At 33.7% G+C, this 22,278-nt stretch carries 19 protein-coding genes, 2 tRNA genes and 2 pseudogenes; 16 read left to right on the forward strand and 7 right to left on the reverse strand.

The genetic code is table 11. From position 1 onward, the window contains the following. Positions 1-24 precede the first annotated feature (24 nt). Positions 25-138, forward strand: a pseudogene (locus WP_RS07905) (IS481 family transposase); the annotation flags it as partial. Between the two features lie 298 nt (positions 139-436). Here the strand turns inward: WP_RS07905 and glmS are convergent. From glmS to WP_RS06210, 3 genes are all read right to left on the reverse strand, one after another. After that, positions 437-2,248 (reverse strand): glutamine--fructose-6-phosphate transaminase (isomerizing), encoded by a 1,812-nt coding sequence (glmS, locus tag WP_RS06200; protein WP_007302597.1) that lies wholly within the window; start codon positions 2,246-2,248, stop codon positions 437-439. 8 nt (positions 2,249-2,256) lie between these two features. Next, the gene (gene yajC, locus WP_RS06205; RefSeq protein WP_006012489.1) at positions 2,257-2,670 is read right to left on the reverse strand and encodes a preprotein translocase subunit YajC; all 414 of its coding nucleotides are present in this window, start codon (positions 2,668-2,670) and stop codon (positions 2,257-2,259) included. Positions 2,671-2,800: 130 nt separating this feature from the next. After that, positions 2,801-2,877: transfer RNA gene (locus tag WP_RS06210), tRNA-Asp, on the reverse strand. A gap of 181 nt (positions 2,878-3,058) precedes the next feature. On the opposite strand from WP_RS06210, the gene rpsB reads away from it, so the two are divergent. From rpsB to WP_RS06235, 5 genes are all read left to right on the forward strand, one after another. Then, on the forward strand, positions 3,059-3,874 hold the full coding sequence (rpsB, locus tag WP_RS06215; protein WP_012482019.1) for a 30S ribosomal protein S2: 816 nt from the start codon (positions 3,059-3,061) through the stop codon (positions 3,872-3,874). Continuing rightward, positions 3,871-4,716, forward strand: coding sequence for a translation elongation factor Ts (gene tsf / locus WP_RS06220; RefSeq protein WP_007302599.1), 846 nt, complete (start codon positions 3,871-3,873; stop codon positions 4,714-4,716). The genes rpsB and tsf overlap by 4 nt, the downstream gene beginning before the upstream one ends. Beyond that, positions 4,700-5,443, forward strand: a complete 744-nt coding sequence (gene pyrH, locus WP_RS06225) for a UMP kinase (protein WP_010407219.1) — start codon at positions 4,700-4,702, stop codon at positions 5,441-5,443. The genes tsf and pyrH overlap by 17 nt, the downstream gene beginning before the upstream one ends. Positions 5,444-5,450: 7 nt before the next feature. Beyond that, positions 5,451-6,008 carry a ribosome recycling factor gene (frr, locus tag WP_RS06230; protein WP_007302601.1) on the forward strand — a complete coding sequence of 186 codons (558 nt, stop codon included), beginning with the start codon at positions 5,451-5,453 and terminating at the stop codon, positions 6,006-6,008. Between the two features lie 193 nt (positions 6,009-6,201). After that, complete coding sequence (locus WP_RS06235) at positions 6,202-7,218, forward strand: substrate-binding domain-containing protein (RefSeq protein WP_012482020.1); 1,017 nt, start codon at positions 6,202-6,204, stop codon at positions 7,216-7,218. Between the two features lie 56 nt (positions 7,219-7,274). On the opposite strand, the gene WP_RS06240 is transcribed toward WP_RS06235, so the two are convergent. Continuing rightward, positions 7,275-8,513: an IS256-like element ISWpi15 family transposase gene (locus tag WP_RS06240; protein ID WP_007301911.1), complete on the reverse strand. Its 1,239-nt coding sequence runs from the start codon at positions 8,511-8,513 to the stop codon at positions 7,275-7,277. 160 nt (positions 8,514-8,673) lie between these two features. Further along, entirely contained in the window at positions 8,674-9,642 is a 969-nt protein-coding gene (locus WP_RS06245; protein WP_007302603.1) for a hypothetical protein, read from the reverse strand. A gap of 124 nt (positions 9,643-9,766) precedes the next feature. Here WP_RS06245 and WP_RS06250 point away from each other — a divergent pair, with 124 nt between their 5' ends. Together WP_RS06250 and dcd are read left to right on the forward strand one after the other, a co-directional pair. Further along, positions 9,767-11,224, forward strand: a complete 1,458-nt coding sequence (locus WP_RS06250) for a TrkH family potassium uptake protein (RefSeq protein WP_007302604.1) — start codon at positions 9,767-9,769, stop codon at positions 11,222-11,224. A 71-nt stretch (positions 11,225-11,295) separates the two neighbouring features. Further along, positions 11,296-11,853 (forward strand): dCTP deaminase, encoded by a 558-nt coding sequence (gene dcd, locus WP_RS06255; protein ID WP_007302605.1) that lies wholly within the window; start codon positions 11,296-11,298, stop codon positions 11,851-11,853. Here dcd and WP_RS06260 read toward each other — a convergent pair whose 3' ends face one another. Both WP_RS06260 and WP_RS06265 read right to left on the reverse strand, forming a co-directional pair. After that, positions 11,854-12,840, reverse strand: a complete 987-nt coding sequence (locus tag WP_RS06260) for a hypothetical protein (RefSeq protein ID WP_231834407.1) — start codon at positions 12,838-12,840, stop codon at positions 11,854-11,856. 165 nt (positions 12,841-13,005) lie between these two features. After that, positions 13,006-14,241, reverse strand: coding sequence for a metallophosphoesterase family protein (locus WP_RS06265; RefSeq protein WP_007302607.1), 1,236 nt, complete (start codon positions 14,239-14,241; stop codon positions 13,006-13,008). 190 nt (positions 14,242-14,431) lie between these two features. On the opposite strand from WP_RS06265, the gene WP_RS06270 reads away from it, so the two are divergent. The 8 genes and pseudogenes from WP_RS06270 to WP_RS06305 all read left to right on the forward strand — a co-directional run. Next, positions 14,432-14,519 (forward strand) — tRNA-Leu (locus WP_RS06270). Between the two features lie 20 nt (positions 14,520-14,539). Beyond that, positions 14,540-15,625, forward strand: coding sequence for a GTP cyclohydrolase II (locus WP_RS06275; protein ID WP_007302608.1), 1,086 nt, complete (start codon positions 14,540-14,542; stop codon positions 15,623-15,625). 72 nt (positions 15,626-15,697) lie between these two features. Further along, the gene (locus tag WP_RS06280) at positions 15,698-16,378 is read left to right on the forward strand and encodes a VirB8 family type IV secretion system protein (protein ID WP_007302609.1); all 681 of its coding nucleotides are present in this window, start codon (positions 15,698-15,700) and stop codon (positions 16,376-16,378) included. Beyond that, complete coding sequence (gene virB9, locus WP_RS06285) at positions 16,365-17,156, forward strand: P-type conjugative transfer protein VirB9 (RefSeq protein WP_029237539.1); 792 nt, start codon at positions 16,365-16,367, stop codon at positions 17,154-17,156. Before WP_RS06280 ends, virB9 begins: the two co-directional genes overlap by 14 nt. 16 nt (positions 17,157-17,172) lie before the next feature. Beyond that, positions 17,173-18,684: a TrbI/VirB10 family protein gene (locus WP_RS06290; protein WP_007302611.1), complete on the forward strand. Its 1,512-nt coding sequence runs from the start codon at positions 17,173-17,175 to the stop codon at positions 18,682-18,684. Between the two features lies 1 nt (position 18,685). Next, positions 18,686-19,678, forward strand: a complete 993-nt coding sequence (gene virB11 / locus WP_RS06295; protein WP_007302612.1) for a P-type DNA transfer ATPase VirB11 — start codon at positions 18,686-18,688, stop codon at positions 19,676-19,678. Positions 19,679-19,708: 30 nt separating this feature from the next. Further along, positions 19,709-21,727 (forward strand): type IV secretory system conjugative DNA transfer family protein, encoded by a 2,019-nt coding sequence (locus tag WP_RS06300; protein ID WP_007302613.1) that lies wholly within the window; start codon positions 19,709-19,711, stop codon positions 21,725-21,727. A 100-nt stretch (positions 21,728-21,827) separates the two neighbouring features. Next, a pseudogene (locus WP_RS06305) lies at positions 21,828-22,262 on the forward strand (P44/Msp2 family outer membrane protein); the annotation flags it as partial. Positions 22,263-22,278 lie beyond the last annotated feature (16 nt).

The following is a 22,278-nucleotide window of genomic DNA, read 5'->3' on the forward strand; positions in this document are numbered from 1 at the left end:
AAGTTACTGAACTCTCATTTACTCCTCTTTTTTTGTAAAACAATCTACAATTCATTAGAAGATCTTCAGATAGACGTTGATCATTGGTTGTGTTTTTACAATGAGACAAGACCTCATTCTAGTAAATATTGTTATGGCGATGTAGACTTTCCTGAATAGAAAACATATTAGAAAAATATTAGTAGCATTACATAAGAGACTGATATTAGTTTTCAATTTTTCTGTTAGTTAATTCTTGCTTGCTAGGTTAAGTTGTGTCTGGTAACCATAATGGCAAATCTTGTTAATTTGAGGCGTGGATTTTAGCCTCTCTCATCCTTACATTAGTTACATATTCTTTCGCAGAGGGCTAATGATAGCAATGAATTTATTAGTAAAATTCAGTAATTTATAACTGACAATTAGAGCTGTTAATTAGCAACTCACTTTAAATAAGTTACTCAACTGTGACAGATTTAGCTAAATTTCTCGGACAATCTACATCTAACCCTTTTTTTTCTGCAATAGAATAAGCAAGAAATTGCATAGCAACACTGTAGATAATTGGAGAAACAAAATTGTCAACTTCTGGAAGTTGCACCACATCTATGCAAATTCCCTTTAAGAGCGGTGCTCCTTGCTTATCACTAAAGGCAATTACTTTACCTTTTCTTGCAATAATCTCTTGTATATTGGATAGCGTTTTAAAGAATAAATTATCGTAAGGAATAATTGCGATAACAAGTACAGTAGAGTCTATCAAGGCGATAGAACCGTGCTTCATTTCTCCCGCTGCAATACCAATTGTGTTGATATATGAAAGCTCTTTTATCTTCAATGCACCTTCCATTGCAACTCCATATGAGCTTCCTCTCCCAATTATAATTATATTATTGTGCTCTAATATACTGCCTGATATATGTTGTATTTCCATCACATTCAAAACATGCTCTACATGTTCGGGAATGGAATTAATAGCACCGCTTAGTTCCTTTATCCTCTCTCTACCCAGTATACCTTTTATTTTTCCAAGCTCTACAGCAAAGCATGCTAAAATTGCAAGCTGCGTAGAAAAGGTTTTTGTCGAAGCAACACCAATCTCAGGTCCAGCAAGAGTATGCAATACAATATCTGAGGCTTTTTCTATGCTGCTATTAAATGTATTAATTATGCTAATGATCATTTGTTTCTGCAATCTCGCATAACGTAGTGCTTCCATAGTATCTGCAGTTTCACCAGATTGAGAAATGAATAAGCCAATACTACCTTCTTCGAGCTTGACGCTGCTATACCTAAATTCTGACGAGATTTCTAGATATACCCGAATTTGAGCAATACTTTCCAGCCAACACTTTGCTATTAGTCCAGCAAAATAGGATGAACCGCATCCAACTATAGTAATGTAACCTAGTTCAGAAAATAATTCTTTGTTGATTTCTTTATATTGTTTATAAAATTGATTTATTGTTTTGTTTAATGCATACGGTTGCTCAAAAATTTCTTTTAGCATAAAGCTAGGGTAACCATTTTTACTAATTAGAAAATTTCTTGGACTGCTATTTTCTGTTCTGCGTTTAACTTGTATACCATTATTATATATACTGAATTCGTTAGATTTTATTACTGCAATATCATTATCTTCTAAATGCAATATTTTTTCTACAAATGAATTCAAAGTATTAGTATCAGAAGCAGCAAACACTTTATTACAGTTATATCCTATTGCTAAAGGCAAATTTCTTTTTGCAACAAATAAAGTATCTGGATATTCTGCAAATAATAAAGCCAAAGCAAGTGAACCTTGTAAATTGTTTAGACACTGTAATATAGAATCAATTGGTGATAACCCTTCATCAAGATATGAAGTTAATATGTTTGGTATCACTTCTGTATCAGTATCGGTGTGGAAAGATACTCCCTTTTCCTCCAGATCCTTTTTTAATATATTGTAATTTTCAATTATGCCATTATGAGCAACAACAACATTATTTATATAAATGGGATGAGCATTTTTAAGATTTGGAGCTCCATGTGTAGCCCAACGAGTATGTGCTATACCAACTTTGCTACTAGATATCTTGCTCTCATGAACAACTTCACACAATCTTTCAACTTTACCTTCTGATTTTTTTACTTCTATCTTACCTCTATTATTTATAATTGCTATACCTGAAGAGTCATAACCTCTGTATTCCAATTTTTGCAACGCGGTTAGTAAAGTTGGTATTACTGAATCACCGCTACTTACTATACCTAATATTCCACACACTTCTTAAATTATGAAGCATTTTTGTCTTTTTTACTTTCCTCTAGTTTATTTTTCTTGCCATTCTTTTCAACTTTGCTTTTTTCAATAGATTTAGCTACTGGCTTTTGAATTTCTTTATTTAAGATTTCAGATATAGCAGACTTTAGGATTTTTATTTCAATTTTTGGTGCTATTTCTAGTATTAGTTGTGCATTTACTTCGTCAACTTTGTTTACTTCACCTATTATTCCACTAGAAGTAATAACCGTATCACCACGTTTTATTTGATCTATCATCCTTCTATGTTCTTTTAGTTTTTTGTGATTGGGACGAATAATGAGAAAATAAAATACTACAAATATTAAAATGAGTGGAATAAAGCTAGCAACAGATGCTGATACATTGTTAGTCGCATCTGCCGCAAAAACCTCAGAAATGAACATATTTAATCCTAATTATTAACGATAAAGTTAAATAGATTAAGCAGCAATTACAATATCATGTCAAGTCTCTGAAAGAAATTAATTCAAATTAATAAGAAAGTTAAGGAATTTTAAGGTGTTTCTGCTGTAATGGCGGGAGTGATGAGACTTGAACTCACGACCTCATGCGTGACAGGCATGCGCTCTAACCAACTGAGCTACACCCCCCATTGCTTTTTAACGTTTGCAATCTTAAAGCTAATCAACGTGTTGCTACTTGTCAATATTTTTTGTTTGCGCTTTTTTGTCTTTTTTATTACTATGTAAATAACTTAATTTCACACATGGCTTATGCAAGTAGTCCCGTTAGGGTTATGCCATGGAGGATAAACTATTTGGAGGAGTAAATATGACAAATTTGCCTAAAGTCACTATACGTGATTTAGCTGAATCTGGTGTGCATTTTGGCCATAAAGTTAGTCGCTGGAATGCGAAAATGGCCCCATATATATATGGTGTACATCAACAGAATCGTATACACATAATAGACTTACGAAAAACATTACCATTGTTAGAGGCGGCAATGAAAGCTTTATACGATGTTGCATCTCAAGATGGTCGCATTTTATTTGTTGGTACGAAATTTCAAGCTTTAGATATTGTTGCAAGTGAAGCGGTTCGTTGTGGTCAATATTATGTAAATGATCGATGGCTTGGTGGTATGCTTACTAATTGGAACACTGTTTCTTCTTCGATAAAAACTTTGATACAATATGAGAAAATATTAAATGATGAAGATAGTATCTTAACAAAAAAAGAATTAGGAAATATTGAAAAGAAAAGAAAAAAGCTTGATAAAGAATTGGGTGGCATTAGAGAAATGGGAGCAGTTCCTGATATTTTATTCATTATTGATACTAACAAAGAGCATATAGCGGTTAAAGAGGCTAAAAAACTGGGTATTCCTGTAGTTGGAGTACTTGATACCAATTCTGACCCAGATGATATTGCCTATCCTATATCAGGAAATGATGATTCAAGAAAATCAATAGAGCTCTACTGTAAATTAGCTGCTGATTCTATATTAGCTGGAATAGAGTCTAGTTTGACAAGGTCTAGAGTTAAGGATGATGAGCTTATTCAAGAAAAAGAAGGGGGTATTGTGCAAACTAAAAAGAAGCGTATGAAGGATGAAACAGAAAGGGAGGTAATAGTAAGTAAATGAAGATGGATTCAAGTAGTATAAGGGAATTACGCGATAGAACAGGGCTTGGCTTAAGCGATTGTAAGAAAGCGTTAGAAGAGTGTGATGGTGATATTAAGAAAGCCGTTGATAGGTTACGTACAATAGGATTTGCTAAAGCTGACAAAAAGTCTGATAGAGTAGCTTCAGATGGGCTTATTGCTATGTGCTTGGCTAAAAATTATGGTGTATTGGTTAAAGTCAATTGTGAAACTGATTTTGTTGCTAGAAATGAGAAGTTCATAGCATTAGTTTCAAATTTAGCATCAATTGCTTGTCAAGAACGTTGTACTAGTCTTGATGAGTTAAAAAATGCCAAATATGAAGATGTTGGTACAGTACAGGAAGCTATTATAAGTGGTACATCGGTTCTTGGTGAGAAGTTAGAGTTAAGCAATCTTTGCTACCTAGAGACTAAGGATGGGATTATTGCTGGCTATGTACATGGTGATATGCATGGCTTAGGTAAGATTGGTGCTTTAGTAGCATTGCAATCATCTGGTGATAAACAAGAGATTGGAAAGCAAATAGCTATGCATGTAGTTGCTATGAAACCTGAAGCTTTATCTATAGATGATTTAGATCAAGAAAAATTAAACAATGAGCGTTCTATAATTGAGGAGCAAGTAAAGAGCTTAAATAAACCTGAAGAGGTAGCGAAAAAAATAGTAGATGGACGAATGGCTAAATACTATGAAGAAGTTGTTCTACTAGAGCAGAAGTTTATAAAAGATGATAAAATGAAGATTGCTGATTTTATAGAATCAAGTGCTGTTAAATTAGCTAATTATAAGTTACTTACTTTGGATGGTGCAAATAAGTAACAAAACTTCAGAAGTAAAGTACCCCAGAGTGTTATTCAAAATCTCTGGGGAGGCTTTGATGGGATCAAAGCTATTTGGCCATGATATGGAAGTTATAGATAAACTATCCAAAGACATAGTTGAAGTTTGTAATCTTGGAGTTCAAGTTTGTATTGTTGTTGGTGGTGGGAATATTTTTCGTGGTGCATCAGCATCTTTAAGTGGCTGTGAAAGAGCAAGCAGTGATTATATTGGAATGCTTGGTACTGTCATTAATGCTTTAATTTTGCAAAATTTTTTAGAAAAAAGCTCTATAGTCTCTAGGGTGTTGTCTGCTATACCTATGACTACTATATGTGAACCTTATATAAGAAGGAAGGCTATTCATCATTTAGAGAAAGGTAGAGTAGTCATTTTTGCAGCAGGCACAGGTAACCCATTTTTTACTACGGATACAGCTGCAGCTTTACGTGCTGTTGAAATGAATTGTGATGTTATTTTAAAAGGTACTCAAGTAAGTGGTGTATATTCTGCCGATCCAAAAAAAAATGAGAATGCTGTGATGTATGATAGGCTTTCTTATACAGATCTGCTAACTCGTGATTTAAAAGTTATGGATGCATCAGCAATTTCACTTGCTCGTGAGAATTCTATCCCAATTGTAGTTTTTTCTTTAAAAAGAGAAAAAATGGTTGATATTATTAAGGGTCAAGGCACTTATACTATAGTTTCAGATTGTAAACATTAGGTAATTTATGTTAAACGAAATAAAAGCTAAAACAAAAGAAAGAATGCTAAAAACTATTCAGTCTTTTCACGATGATATGAAAGGTGTACGTACTGGTAGAGCTAACGCATCATTACTTGATGGTATAGTTGTAAATATCTATGGTGGACATCAAAAACTGAACCAAGTTGCAGGAGTTTCAGCTATAGATAACAAAACTCTATCAGTTAAAGTTTGGGATGCTACTGCTATCGGTGAAGTAAAAAATGCGATAATCAATGCTAACCTGAATTTAAATCCTGTTGTTGAAGGAAATACTATACGTATAGTTCTTCCAGACTTAACACAAGAAACTCGTGAAAAATTAGTGAAACTATTGCATCAATTTTCTGAAAATGCACGAGTTGCAATTAGAAATATACGCAGAGATGTTATGGAAGAAATAGAGGAAATGAAGAAAAATAAGGAAATCTCAGAAGATGATTTTCATGTTGCCAAAAAGGAAATACAAAACATTACTGATGATAATGTAAAAAAAGTCGATGATGACTTATCTATTAAAGAAAAGGATATATTGCATCATTAAGTTAATATGAAAGAATTTTTCAGTATTGAAAAACATAAGAGGATTCGATATAGATACAGTTGTATGAATGCTGTGATTCAGATCTCATCATTACGCACACATTTGATCGTTATACCTTTTGAAATCAAGAAAAAAAGCTTTTCAGTTTGATTTTTTATTACGATAATTAAGTTTACACTCTTGAGCGAAAACGATGCTGAAACGCCTTTTCCTTATTTTTGCATTTGTATTACTCATCCCACTGTCAAATGTTGATGCCAGAAGATATATCAGAATTGTTGGATCTTCAACTGTTTTTCCTTTTATCTCATTTATATCTGAAGAATTCAGCCGTATATTTTCCTTTAAAACTCCAGTTGTAGAATCGATAGGAAGTGGATCAGGGTTCAAAATGTTTTGTTCAGGAATAGGGGAAGGCACACCAGATATCACTACTTCATCTCGCCCTATGAAGGAAGTAGAGAGAGAATTATGTAAAAGAAATAAAGTGAATGAAGTAATAGAGATAATAATTGGCTATGATGGAATTGTTATTGCAAATTCAAATCAAAGCCATAGATTTGATTTTACAAAAAATGACCTGTTTGAAACTTTATCTTCATATTCTGAAGACAATGATAGATTAGTAAAGAATAACAAGAAATTTTGGTCTGATGTAAATCAAGCTCTACCAAAAACAGAAATTAAAATCTATGGCCCACATCAAAATACAGGTACACATGAAACTTTGATTAATTTTATTATGCTTGATCAATATTCATGTATGAACTCAAGGATTTTCAAAGAGAATTATCAAGACCAAGAAAAAAGAAAGAAAGCATGTAGTAATATCAGAGATGATGGAAGATATATAGAAGTTGGAATTAATGAAAACATAATAATACAAAAATTGAAGAGCAATAAAAATGCTTTAGGAATATTTAGCTTCAGCTTTTTAGCGAAAAACCAAGATGAGATTCAAGGAAGCACAATCGCAGGAATTGAGCCAACTTATAAAAATATATCATCGGGGGAGTATATGTTAGCAAGGCCTTTATATCTTTATATAAAGAAAGAACACTTAGATACTGTTGATGGATTAAGGGAATTCATTAGAGAAGTTGTAGACTCTATTAGTACTGAAGGTGGATATTTATCTAGGCTTGGCTTAATTCCACTTTCAAGCGAAAATATAAAAAAAGTCTTGGAAAAGGTTCGTGATATAATATGATGACTTTGATATTTTTTTATTCGGGAGTGTTAAATAAACTGTGTCAAACCGCATTTTTAGTTCAACTCAATTTTCAATCTGCCAGGAAAGAAAACATCAAGTTGAGAGATAGTTAATGCCCAATCATGTACAGGCATCGTCGACTTTTCCTCTACCTTCTTTATAGCACAATATACCTGCTTATACAAGGCATTTATGCTGGTAAATGAGCCTTTGGTCTTAGTGAATTTCCTAATTTGCCTATGTAGCCCCTCTATGGGATTGGTGGTGTAGATTATCCTCCTAACTGGACCAGAATACTTAAAATAACCAGACAAGTTTTCCCAATTATTCTGCCAAGATTTTATAACCATAGGGTACTTTGTGCCCCATTTTTCATCCAATTCCAACAGATAATTCTCGGCAATTTCCTTGCTTGAAGCTTGATATACCTTCTTTAAATCGCTCAAAAAACTCTTCGCATCTTTACTGGCCACATACTTCAGTGAGTTGCGTATCTGATGCACTATACACATCTGCACTTCCGCATTAGGAAAGACACTGTTTATAGCTGCAGGAAAGCTTTTCAGCCCATCAACGCAGGCAATAAGGATATCTTCTACTCCTCTTTCTTTGAGGTCATTTAGCACTCCCAACCAGAAGTTAGCTCCTTCACTTTCAGCCAAATAAAAACCTAATACTTCTTTTTTGCCATTTTGATCTATGCCTAATATGTTATACATGCATTTACTTACGCAATGCCCGTCCTCTTTGACTTTAAAAAACATGCCATCCATGAAAACTATCGGATATACAGACTGCAGCGGGCGACTACGCCATTCGTTGATTACTGGTAGCAATTTGTCAGTAATACTTGATATCTCTGCCGCCGATATTTTGTGATCATAAATTTCCTCAACATGTGACACTATATCTCTATAGCCCATACCACTGGCAAATGTGCTCAAAATCTTCGTTTCAAGCTCTGGATGTAAGTTTGTTTGCCTTTTTTTGACTATTTGTGGTTCGAAACTTCCTTCCCTATCTCTTGGCGTCAAAAGCTCAAATGACCCTGCGCTTGTACGTAAAGTCTTTGCATTCCTCCCATTTCTTCGATTATTCTCTTCGCTTTCGGCCGACAAGTGGTTTTCTATTTCACCTTCCAGGCTTACCTCCAGCAACTTTTTTATAAACGGTGTTAATGCTCCATCTCTTCCTGTCAACGGTCTTCCTTCTCGTATAGACGACAGGATATTTGTTTCTAATTCTTTATAATCTACCAAACCGGTAGTTCTGTTTACTACTTTCTGACTCATTGTCAAACCTCCATTTTTTTATATCAATTTATTACTTTTTTTTCGGTTTGACACAGTTTATTTAACACTCCCTTTTATTCTGGATACTAGGTTAAAAATAGAACGTTTAAATTTCTTGTTTTTATTGTTATCATACTTAGATTTCCTAAGAACTTATTTACTACAAAATACAACAAGTTCTATTTATTTGAGAAAGTTGTGCGTCTTGTAGAACAGATTTTGTTGTAGGTTTCTCTGTAGCTATTTCAAGGTTTTCTTCTATGGTTTTTTGTTCTCTGTAATCTTTAACTTCTTGAATGAAATCTTCAAGCCACTTCTCACTACCTATCTTGGCATGTCGTTGTTGCTCACCTTTAAGAAGTTTTATTACAGCTGCATCTTGATTTTCAGGCACTCTTTGATATTTAAGCCACAAGTCACGAATATCAGGAGGAGCTTTTTTCAAATGAGCTTCAAAGGTTGCTTTTGTGTCTTTTGTACTTTCTTCTTGTTGATCTTGATGAAATTTAAACCAGAAATTGCGAATATCAGGAGAAGCTTTATCCCAAAGAAGTTTAGTAATTTCTTTTATATTTCTCAGATCTTCTTGTTTCAATCTTTTACCATCACCTATATATCGTTTATTAAGACCAACTTGCAGAGGATAAAGTAAAAGGGTAGTTTTGCTCTGTGAATGTATAGGTCTATTTAAAATCATTGCTAGATTTGTATCACAATCTTCTAATACTGCTTTAACTTTTTTAACATCTAAATAATCTATTGCTTGACGTAATTTGTGGTGAAGATCACTTGTTCTCTTTAAGTTTTTCACTTTTTGCATATGCGAATCATCATTTCCTTTCGCTTCTTGCATAGCTATATCACACGAAATACTCTCAATTTTTTGCTCCATTTTCTGTATACATTGATTAATTTCCTTTTGATTTTTTTTGAATATAATCAACTGTGAAGTGGTACAAGGGTTAGGTAGATCGTCTTTAAACTCTTTTTGTATATTACTAGGTAATTCGCTTTTCAAAACTTCTTGTATATCGCTATCGTAATTATTTTTTATATTCTCAAAGTTGCCTTGTATAGCTTCACTAATTAATGAATCTCGAATGTTTTTTTGTCTGTCAGTTAATAACATACCTTACCTCTATCTCTTATGGCAAATTTAGCGCTATAATTATACGTATTTATAATCAAGTCAAGAGAAAAAATTAGCAAAGCGGTTGAAGTTTTAATAACATATAGCTTTCACAGTACTGTCTATGGAAAGTCTGCAAGTTTTACGTTCAATTGCGTTTATTGTGGGAATTTTTCTATTGTTGTTTGGCGTAGCAATGCTTATTCCTGCTATTACTAATAATTATCTAGGTTACGAATGGAAAAATTTTCTGGTTGGATTTATAGTTACCTGCACATTTAGTGCGATTTTTATTTTACTGGGTAAACTAAATAGGGTACATGGAATGCCGGCAATTTTTGCGATTACCAGTTGTACCTGGATTGCATTATCTCTATTTGCAGCTATTCCATTTTATCTTGATAGTTTAAGCTACATTGATGCACTGTTTGAAGCAGTATCTGGGATTACAACCACAGGAGCAACTGTTCTAAGTTACATCGAGCAACAATCTCCGGGGATACTACTGTGGAGAGCAATGCTGCACGGTATAGGTGGTTTTGGAGTAATTACAGTAGGAATTGCAATTTTTCCCATATTTAAGGTTTTGAGCTTAAATAATTTACTCTATTCTGAGTACTCAGATGCTCTTAAAAGAAAGTTACCACATACGCGAAGCGTAGTAATACATATTGCAGAAATATATTACTGCCTAATTTTATTGTGCATATTTTCCTACTATCTAGCTGGCATGCCATTATTTGACGCAGTATGTCACGGAATGTCCGCTGTATCAACTGGTGGATTTGCTAACTATAACGATTCTATAGGCTACTACAATAACCCTATATTGGAGGTCATAACAATTATCTTTATGATTTTAGGCTCTTTACCTTTTCTGAGCTATTTAAAAATTATAAGACGATTAGATGTTTGTTATGATGAACAGGTCTCTTACTTTATTAAGATAGTTGTTATCTCATCTTTGCTTGCTTGTTTTTGGTTATATAAAAATTTTGACTTAGGAGTATTTTTATCATTTAGGTACAGCACATTCACCATTACCTCCTTTATCACATCAACTGGCTATGTAATGTGCAACTACTTGAATTGGAGCTTTATTTCAGTCTTAGCTTTCTTTTTAGCCTTTATTGGTGGATGTGGTGGTTCTGCTAGTGGTGGAATCAAAATCTTCCGTTTAGTCATTTTTCTAAAATCTATAAGGAATTACTTTAGCTCTTTATTAAATCCAAGTGAAAGCGATAGAGTAAAACTCAATGGTAAAATACTGGAAAATGATGAAGTCCAATCTGTCTTTACGTTTTTTGCAATTTACATGTTAACGTTCGCTATATCATCAATAGTGATGTCTTGCTTGAGCAATGCGGACTTTATAACTAGCATCAGCTCTGTTTCTGCAATGCTTACAAATTCTGGCCCAGGATTTAGTAACCTAATAGGTCCTTCAGGTAATTATTCCTCTTTTAGTGGTGGAGTAAAGCTATTTCTATCGTTTTTGATGCTGCTTGGCAGGCTTGAAATATTGCCAATTTATTTTTGTATAGGTAGTTTATACTGGAAACTTTGCCATTCCAGAGTGTAACGCTAATTCAGGTTTACATTTAAATTCTATTACATATTATTATAAGTATTACAAAACTTTAAAGGACAATTATGGCAGTTATGCCAGATAAATGGATAAGGGAAAAGGCTGAAAACTCTAGAATGATAGAACCTTTTGTGAATCATAAAAGCAGTAAGGGTGTTGTATCTTTCGGATTATCGTCTTATGGATATGATGCGAGAGTAGATAATAAGTTTAAGGTTTTTACTAATGTTAATTCAGCTATTGTAGACCCCAAGAATTTTTCTGAGAATAGTTTCATAGATAAGGAAACAGATGTATGTATAATTCCACCAAATAGTTTTGTGCTTGCCAGCACAGTGGAGTATTTTCGTATACCAAGGAATGTACTAGTAATTTGTGTTGGCAAATCAACTTATGCAAGATGTGGTATCATAGTGAACGTCACACCTTTAGAACCTGGATGGGAAGGTCACGTCACACTTGAATTCTCTAACACTACTCCACTTCCTGCAAAAATTTACGCTAATGAAGGAGCATGCCAATTTGTGTTTTTAAGCGGCGAAAGTGAGTGTGAGAAGTCATATGATGATATGAAAGGAAAATATATGAATCAACATGGTATCACTTTGCCGTTAGTTAAGTGATTACTTTATAAAGCAAGATATTGTTGGTTTATATTGAAGATTACCAAAATGCTCTTTTATTAGTTCATCACATCTTTTATCGCCTAAAACTGCACGTGCAGAGTGATTTTTAAATGATTCTATAAAGCTAATAAAGAAATTTGTAGAAGGATTACTTAAAGCTTCTGCAACTTCTTTTTTTTCTTTATCATTGGAAAGCCGATTAAATAATTCTTCACCTTTTTTTTGTAGATCATTTTCAAACTCTTGTTTTACAGTAGCCTTATCCGCTCTTTGCAAGAAGAAAAATTCTTCAAAAGTGTACAAGGAAGAGACAATACTGTTAAAGGTACCAGTAAAACATGCACTGCCAACAAGTACTCCATATTCTGTTTGCGATTCTACTAAATGTTTAACCAGTTGATATTTTCTCTGTGATATGCGGGTATTAATATCTATATTATCATCAGCACTTTTTTTATTTTCATCTTTACAAGCTTTCCAAACCAAATTTAAAACTTGCTTCAATGTTAATCCGCTTCCACTATGTGTATCAGGGTTGTTTTTTATACGCTCCAAGCACTTAAGTGCATGTTTTTTCTCATCTTCTGTGAGTTGATCTTTATCCACAGCTTTTTGTGTACCATTTGCTATACACTCTAACTGATCAATAAATCCTTTTATTTCCTCTATAAACTTATCATCAACATCAGGCTCGCCATAGTTTTCTTTTAGCTTTTGAACGTTAATATTAATTGCATCATTTACATTAGTATCATGCGTTGTTTGTGGGACACGCACTGCCTCCATAAATGCTTCAGTTCTTTGCTCTAACCATTCTGGTAATTTGCCTCCTGCAAGAAGATATAGCTTACCCAATGCTTGAGCAACTAGAATTAACGCTATGACAAAAACAATAAATGCTATGAGTAATACTACAGCTAAACCAATGACTAGCCATCTCACAGGGGCTAGTAAAATATCTCTTGCCTTTTTAAATTTCGACATTCTTTGTATGTTACCTGGTGTATTTACTGCTACTGGCATAATTAATTTTAAATACTCTTACTACCATTAATATACTATATTTCTCTTATTTTGTCAACTCACATTTCTACTTCTCTACTTTTTCTCGGTAAGGTCAGTAATCGATAACAACAAATAGTCCTAATTTTAATTTGTTTTAAGTTTAAAGTCTTTCGTTAGGTTTGCAGAATACATTTCCTTATTATCTTGGTTATAGAAAGTAAATTTGTGATCGTCTAAACCTAATATTGCAAAGCCAAAGCCGAAAAAGTTTCTAACTTCGTGTGCTAAGTAATTTCTACTATTTGGATAGTTAAATTCTACGTTTTGATAAACAGGTTCTTGATCTTGAGCGTGTAATAATGCACCGCCGTTTCCAACTATAATCTGATCTGGAACATTATCCATTAATAAAATCTGGGCTATATGAATGTGGCCAGAAACTATGGTAGTAACATTGCTTGGAAATTTATCTCCAAAAGCTTCAATTTGTGTAAGATTACCATGGCTTTTTAATGTCAAAAATTCTTTTTTTGGAGATCTCCAAAGTGGTTTATGAGTCAAAAACCACGTGGGCTTATCTTGTATCAATTTATCAAACTGCCTCTCAAAAGCATCAACTGTGCTTTGGGTTGTAAAAATTTCCTCACCGGATGAAGAGTCGAAGATAAAAAACTTCATCGGCCCAGCATCTAAGAACCAACTGGAAATAAGATCTTCACATTTTTGAGGGGAAAAGGGGTATGAATCTAAATATCTGAACCATCCTTCATAAGCTCTATTACAACTCTCATGATTTCCACGAACAAAAAGAAAAGGAGATTGTGTTAAAATATCTTTTGCAGGCTCAAACCAATCAGCGTACCAAGCTTCTTTGCTATATCCATAAATATCGCCGCACTTTTTTGTGTTTCTACATTTTGTTTGTCTATAATGATAATCACCAACATGGATAATTAAATCTGGTTTATGAAAAGCGATTGAATCTAAATTTTTTTTCAAAGGCCAGCTATCTACAGAATTACATTCTTGCTGAAATAACATATTTATTCTACATCCTGTATCGCCAATGAAGGCAATTTTGCTGATCTTTTCCGCTAATACGGGAACTTTTATATTGTCAATACTAATGTTTTGAGCATTTGTTTCTACTATCAGTTCACAAACTGTTTCGGTATTGTTAATTGAGCTGCGACTTAGCATTTCTACTTCCTTATTATCGACGTAAGCAATGGGACACATGTTATTGTCTATAATCGCACGTATGCTTAATTTATTTTCTGGAATGATTTGAGACCATGTGTACAATATTTGTGCATGAGTGGAGTGAAAGCTAATTGTAAGAGATAGAATTAAAAAAATGAAGATATTAGCTACTTTCATTTGTATAAAGACCTAAATTAAGAATTAGTATTAAGATTATCTTAAATGATTAAAGTTTGTAACCATAAAATTCATAGCTAAATTATACAGGCATTTCCTAAATTATCCTAGTATCAGATTGACACTTTAGATGAAAAACCCTAAAATGATTAAGTAATTTAAAGTAATTATATAGAAACTAGAATAAAGTGCGGTCGTGGTGGAATTGGTAGACACGCAGCGTTGAGGTCGCTGTGGCTCACAAAGCCTTGGAAGTTCAAGTCTTCTCGACCGCACCAAGTTGTTTGGTGTAGGTGAAATGTTTATAGGAAATCAAAGTAGAAATAAAGTAGAAAGGGCCATCAGTGAAGTCAGGCGTGGTCTTCCAATTTTAATATATGATGATGAAAATAACTATCTATTGCTTGCTGCTGCTGAAACTTTAGAAAAAAATTTATTTAGTCAATATAAGCTTATATCAGGTAATGTGTATGTTACTTTGACTGCAAGTAAGGTAAAATACATATGTCAGAGTAAAGAACATAGTAGCAAACGTCTGTTGATAAGCAATTTTGATGAACTGCTCCATTTAATAAACTGTTCAAAGGAAGGTAGCATAAAAGAGTTGCAATGCTCAAAGACAATAGATGCGTATGCTGTTGCCTTGCTTAAGTTCTCAGAATTATTGCCATACGCGTTAGTGGCTGATATGACTTTTGAGAATAAACATGAAATGCGAAATTGGTGTGAAGAAAATGACATTATTGCACTAAATACGTTACTTGTGAATGATTTTCAACAAAATCATAGTGTGTATGAAGTGTGCAAAACATCATTATTTTTAAAGCAGACTCAAGAAGTAGATATCATATCTTATAGAACCAAAAGTGGCGGAAGAGAACATTATGCAATTATCATTGGCAATCCAGATAAAGATAATGAGCCATTAGTGAGAATTCATTCTGCATGCTATACAGGAGACTTATTAGACAGCTTATCATGTGATTGCAGAAGCCAGTTACATCAAGCGATTCAAATAATGACCGACTTTGGGAATGGCATTATATTATACTTGATGCAAGATGGGAGAGGCATTGGTTTAACTAATAAGTTAAGAGCATACAGTATGCAAAGAAAATATAATCTTGATACTGTTGATGCAAATAGAGTATTGGGTTTTGAAGATGATGAAAGGAGCTTTGCTGTTGCAGCTAAAATACTTAAGAAATTGAACATTAACAAAATACAATTACTTACAAACAATGGTAGAAAGTTATCAGAGTTGAAAAATAACGGTATAGAAGTTACAAAGTGTGTACCACTTATTATGGAACGCAATGAATATAATCATTCATATATGGAAACAAAATTTGGCAAGTTAGGCCATGGATTAAGGGTTTATTAGCTTTTTTGTTATAACTACTTTGTTAGCTTGCTATGTTAATTAATATAAGTTAAGATTTTTAAGAATATTGAGATGCTGAAATTTTTAAAACAAGAAAAAAGTAATGAGTCATTGGATAAGGATATAAATTGGAATTCAAGTCGCTATAGCACAGTTGTTGCTCAGAGAAATACTTTACTTTTATTTACATTAATATTACTAGTTGCAATTTCTATAAGCATATTAGCTATATTTAAAATTAGCACAAGTAGCACTATTGAGCCATTCGTTATAGAAATTGACAAAAAGTCAGGCATAGTGCAATTGGTTGATCCTGTTACAGTAAAACAATATTCTGCAAATGAAACGCTGAACGATTATTTTATTTCAGAGTATATAAAAGCAAGGGAGGTTTTTGACCCATATAATTATAATTATAATTATTATACAAAAGTAAGGTTGTTTTCTTCGCCTAGTGTATATAGTGAATTTAGCAACTATATAAAATCGCAGAATATGAATGACCTTTTTAATTTATATTCAGATGCTAAAGGTGAGTTGAAAATTCGTTCAATTCAAAAATTAGGTAATGATGCTCTTCAAGTGAGATTTTCTATAGAATTTACACGAAAAGATGGAAATTCCTCAAGGAAAAATAAGATAGTTGTGATGTCGTATAAATATGCATCGCTTGAAATGAATGATCAGCAAAGATATATTAACCCGTTAGGGTTTCAAGTTATTTCATATAGAGTAGATGATGAATATGTGTAGGATATTGTTAGTTTTAGCTTTACTAATAAGTGGCAACTTAAATGCATCTATTAATAATAAACCTATTTCTGTAGATAGTAGAATAAAGACTTTTGTATATAGCCCTAATGAGGTGTTTACAGTAATTTTTAGTCAAGGTTACTATTCTTATATTGAGTTTGCAGAAGGGGAAAAAGTCAAAAATATTGCTGTTGGTGATGCATCAAGTTGGAAAATTAATCCTTATGATAATAAACTGCTTGTCATGCCATTTGAAGTCAGTAGTCGCACTAACATGATTATTACGACAACTAAAAAGAGAAATTACATTTTTGATCTAATTTCAAGACCAAATTACGATAAATACCCAGATACTGATGCTAAAAAAGTGGATCATGATTATTCCGTTGAAAAGGATATATCTTACGTAATACGTTTTTATTATCCTCAAGAAGAAGATGAATTTGATGTTGATTTAGATGAGGTTTCTTTACCTACTCAAATGCAATACATTACAGAAAAGCCAGAAAAAATAATACAAGAAAATAATACGAGGTACAACTATACATATATTGATGAAGGTGGTAACATAGATATAGTTCCAATTGAGTTATTCGATGATGGTTATTTAACCTATTTAAAGTTTAGAAATAGTAATAAAATTCCTCAGATTTTTATAGAAGGCGAATCCTGTAAAAGGCTGTTATTTGATGATTATGTTGTAATAAAAGGAGTACATAAAAAGCTATTAATGCGTTATGAAGGTAGTGAAGTTGAAGTTATAAATAGGTCACTTTAGTTCTGGTACATATAATATGAGTAAAGAAAGGCATAATAGTGTAGAAGATGAATCAGAGATAGAAAGCAAGGTAGTAACAGTTGGCTCTAATCAAGGTTATAAGGCATTGATGATAGTTATGGTAGCGCTCTTAGTTGGTGGAGTGTACTATCTTTATTTTAGTCCTTCTAATAAAGAGGGTCCAGAGATTGTTAAAAAAGAGGAAACAAAGCAAAACATTCAAGAATTGAAAGGAAAGTTAGAACAAGTTCCAGATAATGTAGTAGTTTCCGAGAGGATAGCAACTGATCTCTTGCCACCCTTACCTCCTCTTCCTATCCCACAAGTCATACCAGAAGTAAAACAAATCAAAAAAGAGGAAGTGACAAAAAAAGAAGAGCAACTAAAAGAAATTCCCTTGTCAAATATACCTGTTTTACCAAAGCAAAATTTTCCTTCTGGTAATGTTATTAGCAATTTGCCTACTTCATTTCCTACAATAGGGGGTGGCGGTTATCCTAGAGACAGACGTAGTGCACAAATGTTAGCAATTTCAGGTAGTAGTGGGGAAGGTAAAGCTACAGATGCTGTTTTATCCAATACCTCAGCACAGTCGAGCAAAGCTACCAAAGCTGGAAAGCTTGGTTTAATGATTATTCAAGGTAAAGTTATTGACGCTATTCTTGAAACTGCAATAAGTTCTGACTTAAAAGGAATGCTCCGTGCTGTTGTTAGTAGAGACGTTTATGCAGAAACTGGTGATACAATTTTAATACCAAAAGGTTCAAGGTTAATAGGTGGTTATTCATTCGACTCAAATGTTGCAAAAGCCCGCGTGAACATAAATTGGAATAGGATCATTCTTCCTCATGGTATAGATGTTGCTATTGCATCATCTGGTACCGATGAGCTTGGAAGGGCAGGGATAGCTGGAATAGTTGATAATAAAATAGCAAGTGCATTATTCTCTTCAGTGGCACTTGCTGGTGTTTCGATTGGTTCAGCTGTTGTAGGACAAAAAGCCTCTAATCTTATCGATGCGCTAACTGCCATGGATGCAGTGAAGTCTATTACTGCAACTGAAATAGATATTTCTTCTCTCAAAGGGGCTATTGTTGAGAGATTGGAGAATTCTATAAAAACTGAAGTTGGGAAGGTAGGAGACGAAAAATGGAAATTGGGTATTAGGGCTATTGAAAAAATTCGAAATGCTAAAAGTGATCAGGATTTGCTGAGAATAATAAAGGAAGAAATAGTAAGTGTGATAAAAAGTTCTGGAGCTAGTGGAGTTGATACAATTACTAGTGACAATATCGGTATAACTTTAGACGATGTACGTCAACTGTTGAGGCAAACTCAGAAAAGAAGCAAATCTGTTTATGATGAAGCAATCGGGAAGTCAATCAATGATTTTTCCAAAGACATGCGAGATATAGTTGATAGGAGTGTAGATAAAAAACCAACTATTTATGTTAATCAAGGAACTGCATTGAAAGTATTTGTTAACCAAGATATAGTATTTCCTCCACAGTCAATATTAAATAACTGAAATGAACTATGCTGCACTTGATACATACTTGGAGCCATTACAAGGGATATTTCAAGAGGAAGGTGTAAATGAAATATCAATAAATAAACCGAAGGAAGTATGGATTGAAAATCGCGGTGAAATAAGATGCGAAAAGTTAGAAATATTTGATCTTAATCATTTAAAATCTCTTAGCAGGTTGATTGCTCAAGCTACAGAACAAAAACTGAGCGAAGAGACACCGCTGCTTTCAGCTACATTACCAAATGGTTATCGTATACAGATAGTGTTTCCTCCAGCATGTGAGCCTGATAAAGTAGTCATTTCAATTCGTAAACCTTCTTCTATGCAATTGGCATTGGATGATTATGAAAAAATGGGGGCTTTTTCTGAAACTGTTATAGGAGTGACCGATAATCCAGTAGATCGTCACCTAGATTTGCTACTGAAACAAAAAAAAATAAAAGAGTTTTTAGAATATGCTGTAATAAGTAAGAAAAATATCATAATTAGTGGTGGAACTTCCACTGGTAAAACCACTTTTACTAATGCTACTTTGCGTGCTATTCCATCTGAAGAAAGAATTATTACTGTTGAAGATGCAAGAGAGATAGTTTTGAATGATCATCCGAATAGAGTACATCTTATTGCTTCTAAAGGAGGTCAGGGTAGGGCAAAAGTGACCACTCAAGATTTGATAGAGGCATGTTTACGTTTAAGACCAGATAGAATAATAGTTGGTGAGCTGCGTGGAGCAGAAGCTTTTAGTTTTCTTAGAGCAATAAACACTGGCCACCCAGGGTCAATATCAACTCTTCATGCGGATAGTCCGGCAATGGCTCTTGAGCAAATAAAACTTATGGTTATGCAAGCAAATCTTGGAATTCCCCCAGATCAGATCATACCATACATTAGAAATGTAATTGACATTGTTATTCAACTCAAAAGGACCAGTGGTGGAAAAAGAAGCATTTCTGAAATATTATTTACTAGATCTTCAAATGAAAATACTTAAATTTATACGTAAGTTAAGAAAAAGTAGTTTATGAGTAATGGAAATCACCTACGCAATATTCTCATAGGAGGTGTAGTATCTTTTAGCATACTTGAATTTTGCTTCTATTTGTCTGGTATATTATTCTACCTGTTTGTTGACGGTCCAGATGGTGTAGATTTTAGAGCAATTAATCCTAGCTTGACACCTTTTCCTCAAGCTCTCTGGCCGACAATTTTTGATCATATACAATATTGTTGGCATCATCCAGAGCTATATAGCTTTGAGCTCAAAATTAAATTAGTTGTATCTTCTGTACTGCCTAAAATTGTTTTGATGATTATTTTGTGGAATGTGAGAGAAAGACTAATTGAGTGGCGGCCATTTAAAAAGAAAGAATCACTTCATGGAGATTCACAGTGGGCATCAGAGAAAGACATACGAAAAGCGGGATTAAGAAGCAAAAAAGGTCTATTGCTTGGTAAAGATAAGAGAGGATATTTTATTGCTGATGGGTTTCAGCATGCATTGCTCTTTGCACCTACAGGCTCTGGTAAAGGTGTTGGTTTTGTAATTCCTAATTTGTTATTTTGGAATGATTCGGTAATTGTGCATGATATAAAATTAGAAAACTATGAAATAACAAGTGGTTGGCGAGAGCGACAAGGACAAAAAGTATATGTATGGAACCCAGCGCAGCCAGATGGGGTAAGCCATTGTTATAATCCACTGGAATGGATTAGTGAAAAACCTGGACAGATGGTTGACGATGTGCAAAAAATAGCTAACCTAATCATGCCTGAACAAGATTTTTGGCAAAACGAAGCAAGAAGCTTATTTGTTGGGGTGGTACTATATTTACTTGCTGCACCAGAGAAAGTTAAATCTTTTGGTGAGGTTGTGCGTACGATGCGTAGCGATGACGTAGTTTACAATCTTGCTGTAGTTTTGGACACAATGGGTAAAATAATACATCCGGTAGCGTATATGAACATTGCAGCTTTTTTGCAAAAGGCTGACAAAGAAAGATCAGGTGTTGTGTCAACTATGAACTCGTCGCTTGAATTGTGGGCAAACCCATTGATCGATACTGCAACTGCATCAAGTGATTTTAATATTTTGGATTTTAAAAAGAAGAAAACTACAGTTTATGTTGGTTTAACTCCTGATAACTTAACTAGGCTCAGGCCTTTAATGCAGGTTTTTTACCAACAGGCAACTGAGTTTTTATGTAGAAAATTGCCATCGGATGACGAGCCTTACGGCGTATTATTTTTAATGGATGAGTTTCCAACACTTGGAAAAATGGAGCAATTTCAAACGGGCATCGCATACTTTCGTGGCTATCGAGTAAGGTTATTTTTAATTGTTCAAGATACTGAACAGCTTAAAGGAATATATGAAGAAGCAGGAATGAACTCCTTTTTATCAAACTCAACCTATAGAATAACTTTTGCAGCCAATAATATTGAAACGGCTAATTTGATATCTCAGCTTATAGGAAACAAAACTGTACAACAAGAATCATTAAACAAACCTAAATTTTTAGACTTGAATCCTGCATCAAGATCATTGCATATCTCTGAAACACAGAGAGCATTGCTCTTACCTCAAGAAATTATTATGCTGCCACGTGATGATCAGATAATTTTGATAGAATCGACTTATCCAATTAAGTCAAAGAAAATTTTGTACTATAGTGATAGCACATTCACAAGAAGGCTGATTAAACCAACACGTGTGCCTACACAAGAGCCATATGATCCAAACAAGGTCTTTTCTGCTGCTAACAAAGATAAGATTAGTAATGAAGAAGAGAGTAATGCTATTGAAGCTGCTGATTATCCTGTTGAAGCTAGAACTGAAGATGCAATATACGATGAGCCAGAGATTGAAGATGGATTTGAAGACGAGGATATTGATGATAAGTTTGAAGGTGGTGATGGGTTTGATGATGAGGAAGACGATGATGGGTTTGATGATGAAGACAGTAAGGATGAATTTGACGATGATGATGAATTTGAAGATGAGGACAAACTAGACGGCAATAAAATCGAGGATAGAGGTTAATTTTACCTATTTTTTAGCTTAGAAAATAATTAGTTTTTTCATATTAAATCATTTTTAATTAATTAGTACTAGATTAGCTATTTTAACTAGAGGAATAATCATGATGAGTAAAAAAACATTAGCAGTTACAGCACTTGCTTTATTGTTGTCACAACAATCTTTTGCAAGTGAAACAGAAGGATTTTACTTTGGTGGTGGATATTACGGTCAATATTTGAACTTTGGTAAGTTGAAAGCAAAAATTGGAAGTAAAGATGCTACAGATGCCAATAAGGTATCTGTAAATGACAGGGGTGCTCAGAGTACAGAAGGTCAGCTACTAAACAAGTATGAAGGAGATTATAATCCACCTTTTGCTGCAAATGTAGCACTTGGTTATACAGGGGAATTAGGTAATAATAGCTATAGAGCTGAATTAGAAGGAATGTATTCTTCAGTGAAAGTGGATAATATTCGTTTAACAAGCGGCCAGATGACAATATCGTACACAGAAGGCGGCAATCAATATGGATCAATTATTCACCATGACAAAATGGGAGTGTTAAATAAAC

It is taken from the genome of Wolbachia endosymbiont of Culex quinquefasciatus Pel, from assembly GCF_000073005.1.
GTDB lineage: Bacteria > Pseudomonadota > Alphaproteobacteria > Rickettsiales > Anaplasmataceae > Wolbachia.